Consider the following 17,157-nt stretch of genomic DNA (forward strand, 5'->3'; position numbering starts at 1 on the left):
GCTATCGTTAATCATGCAAAGCCTGGGATGCAGGCGAGGAGTGCATAAGAAAAGGAAGGGGCTTTCGCTATGTTGAAGAAGGTAACACTATCGGGTTCTCTTGATGCAGACCCGGCTAACCGTTCGGGACCCGAATTGGGACCGAATCCTGGACCTGCCGGCGCACGCCAAAAAAAATCGGCGCTTCGCAGAGAGCTTCGCCATTTTCGTAACAACCGGGAGCTGTTTCTGCTATCACTGCCCGGAATTCTGTACAAGCTGATTTTTGCCTATATCCCGTTAGTGGGATTGATCATTGCCTTCAAGCATTACCGCTACGATCTTGGTATATTCGGCAGCGAATGGGTTGGACTGGAAAACTTCCGTTACTTGTTCTCGACCGATACGGCTTGGCGGATCACGCGCAATACGGTGCTGTACAATGCCGCTTACATTGTAGCTACCACCGCTGCAGCGCTGCTACTGGCGATCCTAATGAACGAACTCAGGGCGAAATGGAGCAAATTTTATCAGACTGCGCTGTTCTTGCCCCATTTTTTATCATGGGTGTTGGTCGGATACGTCGCCTATGCCTTCCTGAACCATTCCGACGGGTTCATCAACCGCACCTTACAGATGTTCGGGATGGAGCCGGTCAGTTGGTACCAGACGGCCGAGGCATGGCCAGCCATTCTCATCCTTGTTCATTTATGGAAGGCGGTCGGATTTAATACGCTCATCTATTTTGCTGGCATACTCGGCATTAACAGCGAGTATTACGAGGCAGCGCGGATCGACGGAGCGACGAAATGGCAGATGGCGATGAAAATTACAGTTCCGCTGCTGGCTCCGCTGGTCATTATTCTGCTGATTTTGTCCATCGGCAACATGTTCCGCGGCGATTTCGGACTGCATTATTTCATTCCGAACAACTCCGGCTTTCTGTACGGCTCCACGGATATTATCGATACGTACGTATACCGTGCGCTCCGCGAAATCGGCAACGTCAGCATGTCGGCGGCTACGGGCTTTTACCAGTCGGTTGTCGGCTTCGTCTTGGTACTGGTGGCGAACGGGGTCGTGCGCAAAATCAATCCCGAGCATTCCCTGTGGTAAGAAGGAGGACATCCGATGCCTAAGAAGTTCGAACTACCAAAACTGTTGATCCATCTGCTGTTCATCCTGCTCTCGCTGGCGGTCGTCCTGCCGTTTCTGCTCGTCGTCGCCGTGTCGTTGACGGATGAAGCGTCGCTATCCGACAACGGGTATCAGTTTCTGCCCGAATCATTCAGTCTGGAGGCGTATCGCTACCTTCTGGATGCTCCTGACATTCTGCTGCGGGCTTACGGGGTTACGATTACGGTGACCGTCATCGGAGCGCTGGCAGGATTGCTGCTCACCGCGATGACCGCGTACGTCATCTCAAGGCCGGATTACCGCTACAACCGGGCAACAACATTCTACGTATTTTTCACGATGCTGTTCAGCGGAGGACTCGTTCCTTCCTATATCCTCATCACGCAGTACCTGCATTTGAAAGACAGCTTACTGGCACTCATCCTGCCGGTGCTGCTCTCGCCATTCAACATTATGGTCATGAAAGGATTCATGTCCAAAATTCCGCTCGAAATCGTGGAATCCGCCAAAATTGACGGGGCGAGGGAGCTGCGGATATTTTTCAGGATCATATTACCACTGTCTACACCGGCTTTGGCTACGCTTGGCTTGCTAATCTCGTTTACGTATTGGAACGAATGGTTCAATGCCATGCTGTACATCGACGATCCGAACAAGGTCCCCTTGCAGCTGCTGCTCGTGCGGACGCTTGGCAGCATTGAGTTCATTACTTCCAATTCGGAATTTGCGCAGCAACTGGGTGTTGATTTATCCAGTTTTCCAAACAATTCGGCAAGAATGGCAATCGCGGTGCTTGCGGGTGGGCCGATGCTGATCATCTTTCCATTCTTCCAGCGATTTTTCGTGAAAGGGCTTACGGTTGGCTCCCTCAAGGGTTAACATACAACAACCAATTAAACATTCAGGAGGTCATGGTATGAAAAAAAGACTGCTAGGACTTTTGGCGATCGTCTTGATCGCGATGTCCACTCTTGCCGGCTGCGGGGGCAGCGGCGGAAACGGCGAGACGAATAGCGGAACGCCGGACACGCAAGGGGCGTCACCGGATACAGGCGGATCGAGCAAGCTTGATCCCGTCGAGTTGACTTGGTATTATCCGCTGCTGCAGCTGCAGCCGGACCAGAAGAAGGTCGAAGAGGAGATCAACAAAATCGTGAAGGAGAAGCTGAACGCCACGGTCAAGCTGATGCCCGTCGCAATCGGGGATTACGTGCAGAAGATGAATACCGTACTGGCGGCAGGCGAGAAATTCGACATTCTCTGGACCGGTTACATGCTGAAACCGGAAGAGCTTGTACGGAAAGGAGCCATTCAGCCGCTGAACGGGCTCTTGGATGAGTACGCGCCGCAGCTAAAGACGGATGTCCCTCAGGTGATGTGGGATGGCCTCTCGGTGGACGGGGAAATTTACGGCATTCCGAACCAGCAGATCAATGGTTCGAGATACGGCTTCATCGTGCAGAAGCGGTTTGCCGACAAATACGGCTTGGACCCTACCACGATCAAAACGATAGCGGATATCGAGCCGTTCCTTGAGCAAATCAAGCAGAACGAGCCGGGCATCATCCCGATCGGACTGTTCGGCGGCTCGTTTGTCAACCCGCAGGCGCATGACGATCAATACTGGGTCGTTCCGGGGCTTGACGATCATTTCTACATCAAGACCGATGACCCGTCCTATACGCTTCATCGCTACCCCGAAGAGGAGCTGGACAATTTCAGACTGGCCAGCAAATGGTATAAAGCCGGGTACATCCACAAGGACGCGGCTACGGAAAAAATGACCGACTACCAATCCAAAGGCCAGATCGCGGTCGAGTTCGACGTCACGCTGAAGCCGGGGGTCGAGGCGGAGGTCAAGCCGAAGAACGGCGGCAACGATGTCATCATCATTCCGCTCAGCGATTGGTTCTCCAACGGCTATTCAGCAACAACCAACCAGTCGATCAGCCGAACTTCCCCGAATCCGGAACGGGCCCTGATGCTGCTCAATCTGATCAACACCGACAAGGAGCTCTACAATTTGTTGATCAACGGTTTAGAGGGAGTGCATTACGAGAAACTGAGCGGCGATTATATCAAAGCGATGCCGGATTCCAGGTATCGTCCGAACATGGATTGGGTGTTCGGCAGCGTATTCAATTCCTACCTGAAGGAAGGGCAACCCGAAAATATCTGGGAGGAAACGAAAAAAATCAACACGAGCTCCGAAATCAATCCGGTCGGCGCATTCAAGTTCAATTCCGAGCCAGTCAGCACGGAAATCGCCAACCTGAACGCCGTATGGGGCGAGTACAAACGCGGACTCGTGACCGGAACGCTTGATTTTGAGGAAACCTGGCCGGTTCTTTACGGCAAGCTGAAGGAGGCGGGCGAAGATAAATACGTCGAGGAGGTGACGCGTCAGTTCGAGCAATTTCTAAAAGAGAAGGGCTTAAAATAATCGGGCCGTAGGCTTGTAGACGGATGGAGACGAAACGGGAGAAACCTGCTGCCTGGGTGGGCTTTGACGACACTGCGCACTGCGTAGGCAAAGCTGACCGGATTCCACGCTGGAGGAAGGGGAGCGATTTATGAAGAAGCTTGTGCTTGCGGCGCTGGCGGCAAGCCTGTTGTTCGCGCTGTATCCATTTCTGCCGGCCGCCGAGACGGCGTCGGCTTATGGAAATCCGCACGGGACGGCTTATTACGTGGCCTTAGACGGAAATGACTCGAACAAAGGGACGATCAACAAACCGTTTCGAACGTTGGAAAAAGCGCGAGACGCCATTCGGGCGTTGAAAGCGAAGAAGGGACTGCCTCGGGGCGGCGTCACGGTCTATCTTCGGGAAGGCCGGTATGAGCGGGCAACCAGCTTCGAGCTGGGTTTGCAGGATTCGGGGGAAGCGGGTAAGCCGGTTACCTATACGGCCTATCCAGGTGAAACGGTTATCTTGTCCGGTTCTAAGAAGTTGGAGAAATCCGCATTCGTTCCGGTAACCGATTCTGCCGTACTGAACCGCATTATCAGCGAAGAGGCACGAAACGAAGTGCTGGTAGCCGATCTGGCTGCCCTCGGCATTACCGATTACGGCGAAATGAGCCGGCATGGTTATTATCTGGCCAACGATTTGAGCAAGGTACCGCCGATGGAGTTGTACGTGGGCGGGGAAGGCATGACGCTGGCCCGCTGGCCGAACGAGGGAACCGTTCAAATGGACGAAATCCTCGATCCGGGACCGACGCGGAAAGATCCGAACGGGGAGGTTCATACGAGAGGCGGGACCTTTACCTACACGTATGACAGACCGCAATACTGGACGCAGGCGGACGACATCTGGCTGGATGGCATTTTCGGCTACAGCTGGGAATGGTCCTACAACAAGATCGCTTCCATCGACACCCAGGCCAAGAGCATTACGCTCCGGTATGGAGAAATGAGCGGCATTTTCAAGAACTGGTACCCGGATTTCCATTTCGCTCAAAACCTGCTGGAGGAGATCGATATGCCCGGCGAGTATTACATCGACCGCCAGGCCGGAAAGCTCTATTTTCTGCCGAATGCCGAATTCATGACCGCGAATCCATCCATCGAAGTGACGATGCTGAAGACGCCGATGATCAATGCGCTGGACGCATCTTATAACGAATTCTCGGAGCTGATCCTGGAGAACGGGCGCGATTCAGCGGTCGTCTTTATGGGCGGCAGCCATATGCGTGTCCTAAATAGCGAAATCCGCAATTTCACTAATAGCGGCGTGCTGGTCAACACTCAGAGCCGCTTCCATTACAACGATTTTACCGGAGTTCCGGGAACGGACCATAAGATCGAATTTACCCACATCCACCATATCGGGGGTACCGCCGTCACGCTTACCGGAGGCGATAAGACGACGCTCGCGCCGGGCAACAATGCGGTGGAGAACTCGCACATTCATGATTTTGCTTATTATCATAAGGCCTACAATCCCGGTGTTCTCTTGTCCGGGGTGGGTAACCGCATGTCGCATAACGAGCTGCACGATGCTCCCCATCCCGGCGTGCTGATCTTCGGCAACGATCATCTCGTGGAGTACAACGATATTTACGACGTATGCAAGACCTTCTCGGATCTCGGCGCCATCTACATGAATGCGGGCGAAACTCCCCAGCAGCGCGGCACCATTATCCGTCGCAATTACTTCCACAACATCGGAGAAAGCAAACCCGGCGTTGAAGGGGTCTATCCTGATAATTTCACGATGGGGCTTCAGATCGATGAGAATATCTTCTATCGTATGGGGAATTCAGCAATCAAAAACAACGGGGGCGCGCATATTTTGGCCCGCAACAATATCTTTGTGGACAGCAAGGTTCCATATGACTACGCGGATTTGTTTCTAGGCGATGAGCCGGACGATCAAGTTCCGCTGAATTACATGCCGAAGTGGGAGGCGCTGTTCGAGGCCAACAACGACTTCGTCGGCACGCCGTACCTGGCCAAATATCCGGAGCTGGCGAACTTTTTCACGGAAAATCGTTATTATCCGGATACGAATACGTTTCACGGCAACGTTGTCTACAATCCGACGCTTCCACGCAGCACGACAACGAACGAGCAGGGGGCGTACGACAAATTCAATCTTGTCCAATACGCCGATAACTGGGTAACCGACGAGGATCCCGGGTTCGTCGATTTGGCAGGAGGCGATCTGTCGCTGCGTCCGGATGCTGAAGTATTTCAGGCCATCCCCGGCTTCCCTGATGTCCCATTTCACGAGATCGGCATTAACGGGAAAGCAGGTACCACGAGCAGCCCGGACAGCTACCCGGTGCAAAGCGTTGTGGTCTACGACAACGAAATCACGGTGGATCGGTGGAAAACGGTAAAGCTGCGCACGGCGGTCCTCCCATGGAACGCGGAGAATCCGAAGCTGGTCTTCACGTCGGCCGATCCCGGCATCGCCACGGTTGACAATAACGGTAACGTCACGGGTCAGGAGGTGGGCCAGACGGTCATCACGGTGGCATCGGCGGAGAATCCGCAGCTCACGGCAATGGTGGACGTCACAGTCGAAGCCGGAGACGGGGTCATGGATTTCACCGATTTCGAGTCAGGTGCAAACGGCTGGCCGCAGGACGCGAACCGCAGCATCGCAAAAGAAGGCGACAACCGCTGGTATAAAATACTGAACGGCGCTACCGCTCTCAGCGACAAAACCTTCACCGATTATGAGCTGACCTTCAAACTGAAGACGCCTGAGTCGATCGGAGAAAATGCAACGCTGTACGTGTTCGATCGCCAGGCGGGCAGCGGCTCGACCCGCGTCGGCTACAAAACACGTCCGGACGGCTCTTCCTCCTGGCTGCTGTATAACGCAGCCTGGACCGTGCTGCATGAAGAGAAACTCCCAGGACATGACCTGCAGCCGAATACGGAATACGAGATCAAGATGCGGGTCAAGGGCGGCGATATCAGCGTGTACGTGGACGGCCATTTCCGCCTGAAGGCCGCCGATCCCGGCCATAACGCGGCAGGCAAGGTCGGATTCTACGTCAACAACGTCAGCCACATGCTGTTTGACGACATCCGGTTCAAGGCACTGAGCACGGAGCTGGCCGGCATCATACCGTCCGAGCGCGAAATACGGCTTGCCGCCGGCGAGCAGCATCAGCTGCAGGTGACGTTCGATCCCGCGGATACCCCGGATACCGGCGTTACTTGGCATTCCGCCGATCCGACCGTGGCTGAGGTGAGCGCTACAGGCGTTGTTAACGCCGTTTATGAAGGCCAGACAGTTATCACAGCCGTGTCCGTGGTCAACCCGCTCATCAAAGCGGATATCGCCGTGAGCGTTTCGAACATCATGCACGAGACCGACTTCGAATCGGGCAGCAACGGCTGGCCGGTAGACCCGAACCGCAGCATCGCGGCCGATCCGGACGGTAATCGCCGCTACAAAATTTTGAACAGGGCAACAGGTCTGCTGGACCGTGTCTTCGAATCGTATGAGCTGGAGTTCACGCTGAAGACCCCGGCCGTCATGCCGGACGACGGTACAATGTACGTCTTTGATCGGCAGGATGCCAGCGGCTCTACCCGAATCGGCTATCGGACTCGCGTGGATGGGACATCCGCCTGGATTCTCTACGACACGGCCTGGCAGAAGATCGCCGAGTCCGTCTTGCCGAATCGAGACCTGCAGCCGGAAACGGAATATACAGTCAAGATTAGCGTAAAGGACGGGGACGTCTCCATTTATGTGGACGGCGAGCTGAGGCTTGCCGGTACCGATCCGAATCACCGGCCATCCGGCAAAGTCGGCTTCTACGTGAGCGGATTCGACTACATGCTGTTTGACAACATCCGTTTCACGGTGGTGCCTTAAGGAAATGAGGCGCTTCCTCCCGGTAAATGGAGGGAGCGTCTTTTACGATCGGCAAATAAAACGGATACGGATTTTGATCTCCAGGAGCATCAAAATTCACGATGGGAGGTTCATCATGCAGCGATGTCTATTTAGGGGCGAAGGAATCGAGGAAGATGCCCTTACACTGTTACGGGGCGAAAGTGTTTCACAAGAGATCCACACGGCGATGGAACGGGAACGCGTGGCCCGATTAAGCTTGTTTACAGACGGAAGCCGGTTGTTTCTTTATTATGAATGTCTCGGGGAGAAGGTGCTTCCGGAAAGTTTGCTGCCGCGAGCTGAGGCATGGCTGGCCGTTTGGCCGGGAGGAGATCCGGGACGCAGATGGGCGTCGATGGCCGACATTTTTCATTATCAAGCGCCCGTTTCGGAGCAGCATTGGGTACGGACGAATGATCACAGCGTGCCGTATGGAAGGATTGCCCGGCTAAAGCCCGAAGAGGTCTCAAGCTACGTGTACTATCATTACCAGTACCAGGAAGAACGGCCGGGCGATGGAGATAAATTCGGCATCATCGGCATGCATGAGAATCTGCTCTTTTTTTACTCAGAGCTCCCTGCCACACTTGAGTCAGCCCCCTATGAAGGAAAGTTGAAAACAACGCTCCGTCCGGACGATTGGGCAGCGGTGATGGAGCCGCATTTCATGAAGTGGGAGGGTGCGCCAGACTGTCAGGAGATTTGGCGAGAGCTGAAGCTTGTCCTTGAGGCACGTTCTTTCATCGAAAGGCAGGGAACAAACCATGCGTAACCGATTATGCCTGAACGGGGACTGGGATTTCATGCCGCTGTATGGTCAGCCTCAGTGCCGCCGGCTTCCGGATGAAATTGTCTACGAGCCCCAGCAAATCCAAGTCCCTTCCAGCTGGAGAGCGTCCTACGAACAGGCCAACGGCAAATCGTTCGGCGAAATTCGCGAGCATGGGTATGCCCCGATGGATCTCTACGGCTATCCGAAAGAATGGGACGGTGCAGAAGCGGGCGTATTGCATAGAAGTTTTCATATTCCCGAATCCATGTCGGGGGAGCGGATCGTGCTGCGGATGGACGGCATCATGCAAAAGGCCGTCATTTTTCTTGATGGAGAAGAAGTCGCCGTATGGGAAGATGGCTACCTACCGCTGCGTCTCGATATCACGCCTCGGGCCAAGCAGGGGCATGAGCATCATCTCCATGTCGTATGCGGCAGCTTCGACAAAGTAACGTTGGCAAACGGCGTGGAGAAGGTGACCGGGCTGATGGGCTCCTGGTTCGGAAATGTTGCCCGGGGAATATGGCAGGACGTTTACCTGGAAAGCTATCCGGTCCTGTCTATAGAGGATGTAACCATCCGCACCTCCGTTCGGAGAGGGCGGCTTGAACTGGACGTCACCGCTGGGGCGGCGGAAATAGGAGGGGATCACGGTCCCCTTCACGTCAGGTTGAGCGTGCGAGAGATTGGCGTGCTAAGGCAAGGGGAAGAAAAGTCAGATACGAGGGAAAATGCAGATTCGATAAGCAGTAGCAACAACCGGTATGCGGCTAATGAAAAGAAGTCATTGCGAAGCCAAAAGCTTGGAATCGAAACGGAGGGATTTTCTGCGGAGAAAGGGGAAGGCGGCGGGCTGCGATTCGGAGATGGAGGGCGGTCCGTGCCTGTCCTACAGGCAGAGCAGACGGCACAGCGCATCGATCCGGTGGATGTGATGAAGATTAGACTGTGCGAAAACATACCCGGCGAGACGGTCTACCGTGCTTCCTTTAATTTGGAGTGGAGCGATGCCATCCTATGGGATCCCGATACGCCGTATTTGTATATGGCGGAGCTTGAGCTTATAGAAGGTGAGCAGGTGCTAGACCGTCACGAGGAAGTGTTTGGTTTCCGTGAATTTTGGTGCGAAGGTCCGCAATTCATGTTGAATGGCATCCCGATCCGTTTGCGCGGCGATTCGTGGCATTTTCAAGGCGGACTGCAGCAGACGGAAGCGTACATCCGGAACTGGTACCGGATGTGCCGCTCCGTCGGAATCAACAGCATCCGGCTGCATGCTGAGCCTTATCCGGAGGATTATGTCCGAATCGCCAACGAAGAGGGCATGCTGATCATCGACGAAACAGCGATATACGGATCGGGCAAATCCATGCTCGCCGACCATCCCGATTACTTGGACAACTGCCGCAAGCATGTACAGCGGCTCGTTAAGCGTGACAAGAATCATCCTTCCGTCATCATGTGGAGCCTGCAGAACGAAATGCGCTGGGTGGACGGCCGGGACGGCTATAAGGTGCATATTCCCGGCCTTATGGAGGCGATCCGGGAACTGGACGCCACTCGTCCGATCGTCGCCGAAGGAGACAACCGACTGGTGTCCAAAGCCCATACGGAGGTGGAAAGCCGCCATTACAATATTGACGGCACCATCGCTCAATGGGACCGTTCGGTCCCATTGACCTTCGGTGAACACGGTGGCTGGTGGTACATATGCCCTCAAAACGCCAGCATGTATGCGGGGCTGCAGGCATATCGCAGTACGGACGAAAGCACGGCCGGGCTGGCGCAGAAGGAACGCTTATTCGTAGAGTATGCGCGGCGGCAAGGCGTCTCGGGCATAGCTACGTTCAATTTTGCTCATTATTTCATGAGGTCGATGCCGGAGAACGACGTCGCTGTCCCACCGTCCGAACCAGGCCTGCCCGGGGTGAAGCCCAAGGTGATACCAGCCTATTCGCTTACGATCAATAACGACCTGCTGCCTGATGATCCGATGTATGTTCCTAATCCGGCTTTTGCCACCATGGCGGAGGCGTTTAAGCCGGTCACGATGTTCGCGGCCGAATACAACCACTGTTTCTACGACGACGCAACCATCACCCGCAGCTTTGACGTCTTCAACGACACGTTGTCCGCACAGGATGTTCGGATCGAGTGCGTGATTAGGCAAGGGGAAACGATCGTTCATGAACGCAGTTTCATATTCCGACAGGAGCCGACCGAGCAGAAAACCATTGCGATGTCGTGGACTCCGATCCACGTTGAGACTGAAGGAATAATAGTGCTGACGGCAGTGCTGTTCCATGGCGATCGGATTATGCATGAGCTTCGGAAGGAATACCGGCTTGTGTCGGGAAGCCTCCTTCGCCATCCGGTTGAAGTTGGGCGCCCGACAGCTTACTGGGGATCTGAAACAGATTACTTCAAGATCCGAAATCTTGTTCCCGACTGCAAGCGGGTAGCCCGGGATAGGCTTGCTCTGCTGTCATGCGATCATTTGCTTATCATCGGCAGTAAGGCAGAGGACCCGGATGGCGGGTTGGAGGCGGAGTTAAAAGGCTTCGTCGCACGCGGCGGTCGCCTGCTGATGCTGGAGCAGTGCGGGTTGTCGCTAGGCGGCCGGCTCAGGCTGTCGCGGAGACCGTTTCTTCGGGCCCATGCCGGCGATTACCAACATCCGGTGCTTAAGGGTTTAAGCGACTCGGATCTAATGTTCTGGCACGAGGAGCTTCGCGAAGAGGGCCCGCTGCCTATCATTTACGCCGCATTCGAAAAGCCGCTCCAAGGCGATTTCACCCTGCTGCTGGAGTGCAGCGCTGGGGATTTCGGCGACGGTGGGGATTTATGGTCGCCGCTCTTGGAGTACCGGAGCGGAAGCGGCATGTTTGTGGCCAATCAGTTGGAGCTGATGGCTAATCTTGGGCGCGTTCCGCAAGCCTGCCTGCTGCTGCGCAACCTGCTGGCTTACACCGGTCGCAACGAAATCGCTGACGGTGCGACTGTGCGGCTGGTGGGGGCGCTGGTCCGTCCCGGCGGGGAAGCGGCTGCGTTCCTCGACCGGCTGTACCTGCGCTACACGGTGCTGGATGCAGCTGCGCTGATAAATGAGGGTGCGACCCATGACGAAAATGGACGGGGCGATCTTCCCGCATTCTTCGCGCAATCATTCGGCCTGCTCGTAGCAGAAGCAAGCCTGCTTGCGGCTCCTGGCTCAGCCGAGGCCGTCCGGCGCTATGCCGAAGCAGGCGGACATGTGCTTGTCCTGCCTGCGGAGCGTGAACAGCAGGACACGCTAGCCCGCTTGTTGGATCGGCCGGTGCGCGTGGAGCCTCACGAGGCGTACCATCTAGCGGTGGATTACACCAACAAGGCCGTAAGCGGCTTCAGTCCGGTCGACCTGTTCGGCTATGACAAAGTATTCCTGTCCCCTCGGGATACCTTGAACCGTTTGCATGCCGCCTACCGGCTTGAGGTGCAGGGTACGGACGCTTTGTGCGTTAGCGTCGAGGGAACGGCTTGGAAGGACTATTTTGTGAATGGTTACACATCCGAATACAGCCGTCTCGCCCTGGTCGAACTGAACCGCAGGAAAGCCCGTTCCTCCGGAGCGTTTCTAGTCCAAGAGAGGACGGGGGCAGGCTCCATCCTGTGCTCCCAGCTTCTGCTAGACCCCAACAATGAGAAGGTACTCAGACTCTATACCCGTTTGCTCGCCAATCAGGGTGCCGTCTTTGATGATGGCTTGCTGGTAAGCGAGAAAGACGACGGGACATGGGCCGTGGAAGCGGTTATGGTACTGCCTTGCCCGACTCATGTGGATTACGAGGCGATGAAGACATACTATACCGATCCTGAATTTTCGTTGAACAATTTGGGTGAAGGCCTATACGGCTGGATGCAGAAAAAAGAGCGGCAATCCGAGGATGGAATGATGCGGATTGCCTGCACCGGATATGATCCATGGTTTATGAGCTGTTTTGTGCAGGTACCTGGAGGAGGAGCTAAGCCAGTCCGCAAGGGACGTTTGCGAGTTCATGCTAATGTGCCGTATGCCATTTACCTGAACGGTGAGCATGTGCGTGAACCGGAGCGCGAGCTTGTCTTGAAGGGCGGACTCAACCGGCTGATCGCGATCGTCCGCGGAACCGGCGGGGATATTGCCTTCGGCATGACCTTTCTGCACGCGGACGGGACGTACATGAAGGATCTGGAATACCGTATGACCCTGGATGAAGTCGAACCGAAATAGTCGAACGTATAGACGGTAGCGATACCGGTATGGAGCCAGATCAGATGAAACAAAATGGATATGGGGAGGACATTATGGACTGGAACGCTGTCATCGAACGAACCTTACACACAACGAAAGCGAATATCGCCCGGTTTGAACATCGGTTTCCGCATGTCGGAAACGGGGACGGCAAGTATCAGCTGGTGAATCATACGGATTGGACGGAGGGATTTTGGCCTGGCATTCTGTGGCTGAGTTACGAGTACGGCAAGGATCCCTGCTTTCGTGAGGCAGCTATCCGATCTGTGCGTTCGTTTCAAGAGAGATTAGCGCAAAACCAAAAGCTGGAGCATCATGATATCGGCTTTTTGTATTCATTATCCGCTTTGGCGGAATGGTTCGTGGAACGAGACGAGACTGCCAAGAACACGGCGCTGCAAGCCGCAGATGCGCTCATGAGACGATGGAGGCCCTCGCTTCAGCTTATCCAGGCATGGGGTCCTGAACATGATCCCCAAAACGGCGGCAGGATCATCATCGACTGCCTGATGAATCTGCCCTTGTTATGCTGGGCCACCGAACAGACTGGAAATGCTGTATATGCCGATGTCGCACGCATTCACGCTGACAAAAGCTTAAAATTCCTGGTGCGTGGAGACGGCTCTTCCTACCATACTTTTTATTTTGATCTGGAATCTGGCGATTCCGTGCGAGGCGGGACGCACCAAGGATACAGGGATGGGTCTACGTGGTCGCGGGGGCAGGCTTGGGGCATTTACGGATTCGCGCTGGCTTACCGTTATTTCCAAGAGCCGCAATATTTGGACGCTGCCATTCGAATGGCGCGTTATTACATCGACCACCTTCCGGATGACCATGTCGTCTATTGGGATTTCGACGTCCCGGCATCGGCGCTAAAGCCGAGGGACAGCTCTGCCTCTGCCATTGCAGCATGCGGGATGCTGGAAATCGCGGATCAGCTGCCAGGCGATGATCCCCGCAGGGAACTTTTCATAAATGCCGTTCGGCGTTCGATGGTCTCGATGGTTAACGGTTATTTTACGGACGGTAATCCGGATGAAGAAGGTTTTCTGCGGCATGGTTCGTATTTTGTCAGGGGAGGGATCGCGCCGGATGATTTTGTTATATGGGGTGACTATTTTTTTCTGGAAGCGCTCATCCGATTAAACAACGGGCGTCCCGGTTATTGGTATGTAAGCGAAAGATAGCTGGACTTAAAAAAATGAGAACCCCTGTGCTTTCTAGGTAAAGCACAGGGGTTCTTGATACGGCTTGGGCCCTTGCGTGTGAAGGGCTTTTTTGCTTGAAGAATATGAACTTTAATAGGCTATTATGATCGATGAACGCGGATTGGAAGCTGCGTCAACATTTGTCCTGCTGCAGACGGACTCAGGTTATCCTCCAGTTTAAAATCGGCCATCGGCTCCATTCGCGGGAAGTAATCCATAAATCTGCTGATCGCAATGTTTGCTTCAAGTCGTGCTAGTGGGGCTCCCAGGCAGAAGTGTGCGCCGTTACCAAAAGTTAAATGCTTTTTGTTATTGGCTCGGTGGATGTTCAAAGTGAAGGGATCCTCGAATACCTCCTCATCCATATTGGCAGCGCTCATCCATGCGACGACGACGTCGCCCTGCTTCAAATCCACGCCGAGTATATTGTTATCCTGTTTTACGGTCCGGTCCATTTTGGCAATGTTAAACCGATAGCGGAGCATTTCCTCTATGGCATTGGGAAGAAGCTCGCGATCGTCCCGAATTTCGCCATAAATTTGGTTGTTATCATATTAAGAAGGAATAGAACGTATTGGCTAGCAGATGCGTCGTCGTTTCAATACCCGCACCGAGGATGAACATCGTCGTTCTGACAATCTCGTCATCCGATAATCGATCTCCATCCACCTCGGCTTGAATGAGGTCGGAGATGATATCGTCAGATAGATTTGCTCTTTTTTGCACGATATGGGGGTAGAGATAGTTGTAATATTCCTTGGCTGCATGACGTTTCAGTTCCTGTATATCTTCCGAATGGTCTTTGGGCAAGGGGAGGAATAAATGGTTGACCCATTCCTTAAACAACAAGCGGTCTTCCGAAGGGACGCCGAGCAGATCGGCTATGACGATGGTAGGCAGCGCACTCGCGTAATTTTGAACGATATCAATGACATCGGCATCTCCCATTTCGTTCAAAAGCTGGTCCGCAATCTCCTGAATGCGCGGTTCCCAGAGTTTTAAACTGCGAGGGGTAAAAGCGGCGGAAATCAATGCTCGACTTTTTTGGTGCTCCGGCGGGTCGGATTGAAGGTTGATTTTACTCATCTTCTGACCTTCGGCATTGTCGGCGCCAACGCTAATTGTCGTTCGAGTTCTTGCACTAGAGAAATATTCATGATCCTTGAGAACCCTCTTTACGTCATTGTAACGGAAGACGTTCCATGTATGGGTTGCCTGGTTATAAACGATGGGCTCATGCTGCAATTTGTGCTTGTACCAATCATAAGGATTGAATTCTTCAGTCGGTGAATGGAATTGTGTGATTTCCTCTAAAGAGATGATATCAATTACATTCCCTCCAATGCTAGTGTAATATACCATATGTTAATTTAACATAATATCACAGCTGGTCATAGTTTCCAATGACCCATGTCCAAAGTTCCGTTTATATTCTGCCTTGTCGGATTTTAGTAGAACATATACTCTAGAGGTGTGCTGCTTCGATGCAGCGATTTTGCCAAATCCGTTAACGAAAGGCCTGAGCCATCATGTATCTTGAACTTCTCATTCTGATCCAAATCGAAAAATCCCCGAAACACGGTTATGAAATAAAAAAAGAAATACAAAAGGATCTCGGTTATTTAATGGACGTCAATCACAATATGTTATACCCGACATTGCGAAAGTTTACGGATGAGGGGTTTGTACGCAAACATCGAAATGAGCAGGAAGGCAGACCGAATCAGTATATATATGAAATTACAGAAGCAGGCAGGGGGAAAATCGCAAACCTCATTAATGAATTCACCGAAAAAGATGCAAAACATCAAATCGAATTCATGGTAAGAGTGTCCCTGTTCGAGCGTATTTCTCAGGAGGACCGGATTCGAATATTACATAGGAGAAAGAAGGACTTGGAAGAGCTGCTGTCCGATATCGAGAGAAGACTGGATGAAGGTGGAGACGAGTTATTCCGGGACGAGGTTCTGCAGTATTCGATCTCCCAGGTTAATGGAGAATTGACGTGGATTGATAAATTGATGCATAGCGTAACCTGATGGTGAGTACAGCATCCACCAGTTCTTTGATGAACTTGGCATCAAGCATGACGATTGTTATAGGGCAAGTAAAGAAGCCGTGATCTTGCGGCTTCTTTACTTTTTTGTACCTTGCTTTTGCCGAGCGGCATGGCGTTAGTGCCGAAACGATGCCAACCTTAATCAAGTGTATGCTGCACAGCACAGATTCGATGAAGCTGAAGATTCAATCCGCATGGAAGAAGATAGCCGCCAAAGTTGAAGGGTAGCAGACGCAATGGCTCAACGCGTTGGCTGACGCAGCCCGTCGCGGTTGACCAGGAACTAACGAGTATCCGCCTTTTTAAGGCGTTTTTTTATTAGTTCTGGGGTTAGAAGTCATCACCAACTGCTTTCATCACATAAAAATCTCCAAATCGTCCGTATATTCTGGACAAAAGAACCCACAATATGAAGGGCGTATAATAACTTTAGGAGGTACATGAATGGAATTCGAACAATCACAAAATCATCAAAACATGGAAACAGGCATGATTCCACCGCAAATGAACCATGGCGGTCATGAAATGTTTGATGTCCACGAAGTATTGGCAGGGGCAATCAACACCATGAACACGTATACCATACTGAGCGGGCATGTACAGGATCCGGAGCTTCGAGATATCCTGCAGCGCCAGAAGCAATTTATGACAGATGAGTACAACATCACCTTAGAGTGCTTTAAATCAGGACAAGATCCATCAAAGCCAACGCAAAGCTATAAAATGAAGCAGGGCAATGACTTTATTTACGGCATGAAGCCAGGCCAACCGAAAAAACCGATGCAGTCCACAGCCGAGATCAACGATGAAACCATCGCACTCAGCATGTTAAACGCAGTGAAATCGGGTGCTACGATGAAAACCAATGCTGCCATGGAATCTACGAATCCGGTCGTGCGCCGCGTGCTTGCCGATTCCCTTCCCAACTGCATAGAAATGGCTTATGAGATTTCGCTATATCAAAATAAGCATGGCTATTACCAAGTACCACAGCTGCCTCAGCAAGATATGCAGTACATGCAGAATAGTTACGGCACTGCCCCGATGCAGTCGCAAATGCCTGGCAAAATGGCCCCTCACTAATTACCAAAGCGCTTTGTCCGTATGGACATGGCGCTTTTTTAATTCTTCCCAAGGGGAGAGTAATACATAAACCTCCATACATTGAATATCAATACATAAGAAGTCGCGATTCTTGCGGCTTTTTTTTGTGGAGGATCTTCTCACTATGTTAACAACTTTAAATAGTTTATAATGATTAGATAATAGTAGATATTTTAATCTATCAATATTTATAATAGACTATAATAATATGGTGATAAATGACACAGAAAAGGTGTGTTTTCAGGGGACGCCTTGCT

The 17,157-nt window shown here is 52.7% G+C and carries 10 protein-coding genes and 1 pseudogene; 10 read left to right on the forward strand and 1 reads right to left on the reverse strand.

Translation table 11 applies throughout. From position 1 onward, the window contains the following. Window positions 1-69: 69 nt before the first annotated feature. From ACOZB4_RS00785 to ACOZB4_RS00815, 7 genes are all read left to right on the forward strand, one after another. A complete protein-coding gene (locus ACOZB4_RS00785; protein ID WP_379409007.1) occupies window positions 70-1,095 on the forward strand; it encodes an ABC transporter permease in 1,026 nt (341 codons plus the stop codon). A gap of 15 nt (window positions 1,096-1,110) precedes the next feature. Then, window positions 1,111-1,995 carry a carbohydrate ABC transporter permease gene (locus ACOZB4_RS00790; protein ID WP_379409003.1) on the forward strand — a complete coding sequence of 295 codons (885 nt, stop codon included), beginning with the start codon at window positions 1,111-1,113 and terminating at the stop codon, window positions 1,993-1,995. A gap of 37 nt (window positions 1,996-2,032) precedes the next feature. Then, window positions 2,033-3,559 carry an ABC transporter substrate-binding protein gene (locus ACOZB4_RS00795; RefSeq protein ID WP_379408998.1) on the forward strand — a complete coding sequence of 509 codons (1,527 nt, stop codon included), beginning with the start codon at window positions 2,033-2,035 and terminating at the stop codon, window positions 3,557-3,559. Window positions 3,560-3,689: 130 nt separating this feature from the next. Further along, window positions 3,690-7,463 carry an Ig-like domain-containing protein gene (locus ACOZB4_RS00800; protein ID WP_379408995.1) on the forward strand — a complete coding sequence of 1,258 codons (3,774 nt, stop codon included), beginning with the start codon at window positions 3,690-3,692 and terminating at the stop codon, window positions 7,461-7,463. A gap of 115 nt (window positions 7,464-7,578) precedes the next feature. Continuing rightward, a complete protein-coding gene (locus ACOZB4_RS00805; RefSeq protein WP_379408991.1) occupies window positions 7,579-8,256 on the forward strand; it encodes a hypothetical protein in 678 nt (225 codons plus the stop codon). Further along, a complete protein-coding gene (locus tag ACOZB4_RS00810) occupies window positions 8,249-12,505 on the forward strand; it encodes a glycoside hydrolase family 2 protein (protein WP_379408989.1) in 4,257 nt (1,418 codons plus the stop codon). Before ACOZB4_RS00805 ends, ACOZB4_RS00810 begins: the two co-directional genes overlap by 8 nt. Window positions 12,506-12,549: 44 nt before the next feature. Then, window positions 12,550-13,716 carry a glycoside hydrolase family 88 protein gene (locus ACOZB4_RS00815; RefSeq protein WP_379408986.1) on the forward strand — a complete coding sequence of 389 codons (1,167 nt, stop codon included), beginning with the start codon at window positions 12,550-12,552 and terminating at the stop codon, window positions 13,714-13,716. Window positions 13,717-13,838: 122 nt separating this feature from the next. On the opposite strand, the pseudogene ACOZB4_RS00820 reads toward ACOZB4_RS00815, so the two are convergent. Then, window positions 13,839-15,099, reverse strand: a pseudogene (locus ACOZB4_RS00820) (cytochrome P450). A 167-nt stretch (window positions 15,100-15,266) separates the two neighbouring features. On the opposite strand from ACOZB4_RS00820, the gene ACOZB4_RS00825 reads away from it, so the two are divergent. The 3 genes from ACOZB4_RS00825 (at window position 15,267) to ACOZB4_RS00835 (ending at window position 16,879) form a co-directional block, all read left to right on the forward strand. Next, complete coding sequence (locus tag ACOZB4_RS00825; protein ID WP_339273071.1) at window positions 15,267-15,776, forward strand: PadR family transcriptional regulator; 510 nt, start codon at window positions 15,267-15,269, stop codon at window positions 15,774-15,776. 104 nt (window positions 15,777-15,880) lie between these two features. Continuing rightward, on the forward strand, window positions 15,881-16,024 hold the full coding sequence (locus ACOZB4_RS00830) for a DUF6138 family protein (protein WP_379408980.1): 144 nt from the start codon (window positions 15,881-15,883) through the stop codon (window positions 16,022-16,024). Between the two features lie 216 nt (window positions 16,025-16,240). Continuing rightward, complete coding sequence (locus tag ACOZB4_RS00835; RefSeq protein WP_339273072.1) at window positions 16,241-16,879, forward strand: spore coat protein; 639 nt, start codon at window positions 16,241-16,243, stop codon at window positions 16,877-16,879. Window positions 16,880-17,157 lie beyond the last annotated feature (278 nt).

It is taken from the genome of Paenibacillus sp. NPDC058898, assembly GCF_049316025.1.
Taxonomy (GTDB): Bacteria; Bacillota; Bacilli; order Paenibacillales; family Paenibacillaceae; genus Paenibacillus_AQ.

Bases quoted from the DNA above. Each gene is read 5' to 3' on its own strand.
- ACOZB4_RS00805 (WP_379408991.1), top strand. From the start codon at position 7,579: ATGCAGCGATGTCTATTTAGGGGCGAAGGAATCGAGGAAGATGCCCTT.
- ACOZB4_RS00800 (WP_379408995.1), top strand. From the start codon at position 3,690: ATGAAGAAGCTTGTGCTTGCGGCGCTGGCGGCAAGCCTGTTGTTCGCG.
- ACOZB4_RS00815 (WP_379408986.1), top strand. From the start codon at position 12,550: ATGAAACAAAATGGATATGGGGAGGACATTATGGACTGGAACGCTGTC.
- ACOZB4_RS00835 (WP_339273072.1), top strand. From the start codon at position 16,241: ATGGAATTCGAACAATCACAAAATCATCAAAACATGGAAACAGGCATG.
- ACOZB4_RS00785 (WP_379409007.1), top strand. From the start codon at position 70: ATGTTGAAGAAGGTAACACTATCGGGTTCTCTTGATGCAGACCCGGCT.
- ACOZB4_RS00825 (WP_339273071.1), top strand. From the start codon at position 15,267: ATGTATCTTGAACTTCTCATTCTGATCCAAATCGAAAAATCCCCGAAA.
- ACOZB4_RS00795 (WP_379408998.1), top strand. From the start codon at position 2,033: ATGAAAAAAAGACTGCTAGGACTTTTGGCGATCGTCTTGATCGCGATG.
- ACOZB4_RS00790 (WP_379409003.1), top strand. From the start codon at position 1,111: ATGCCTAAGAAGTTCGAACTACCAAAACTGTTGATCCATCTGCTGTTC.
- ACOZB4_RS00810 (WP_379408989.1), top strand. From the start codon at position 8,249: ATGCGTAACCGATTATGCCTGAACGGGGACTGGGATTTCATGCCGCTG.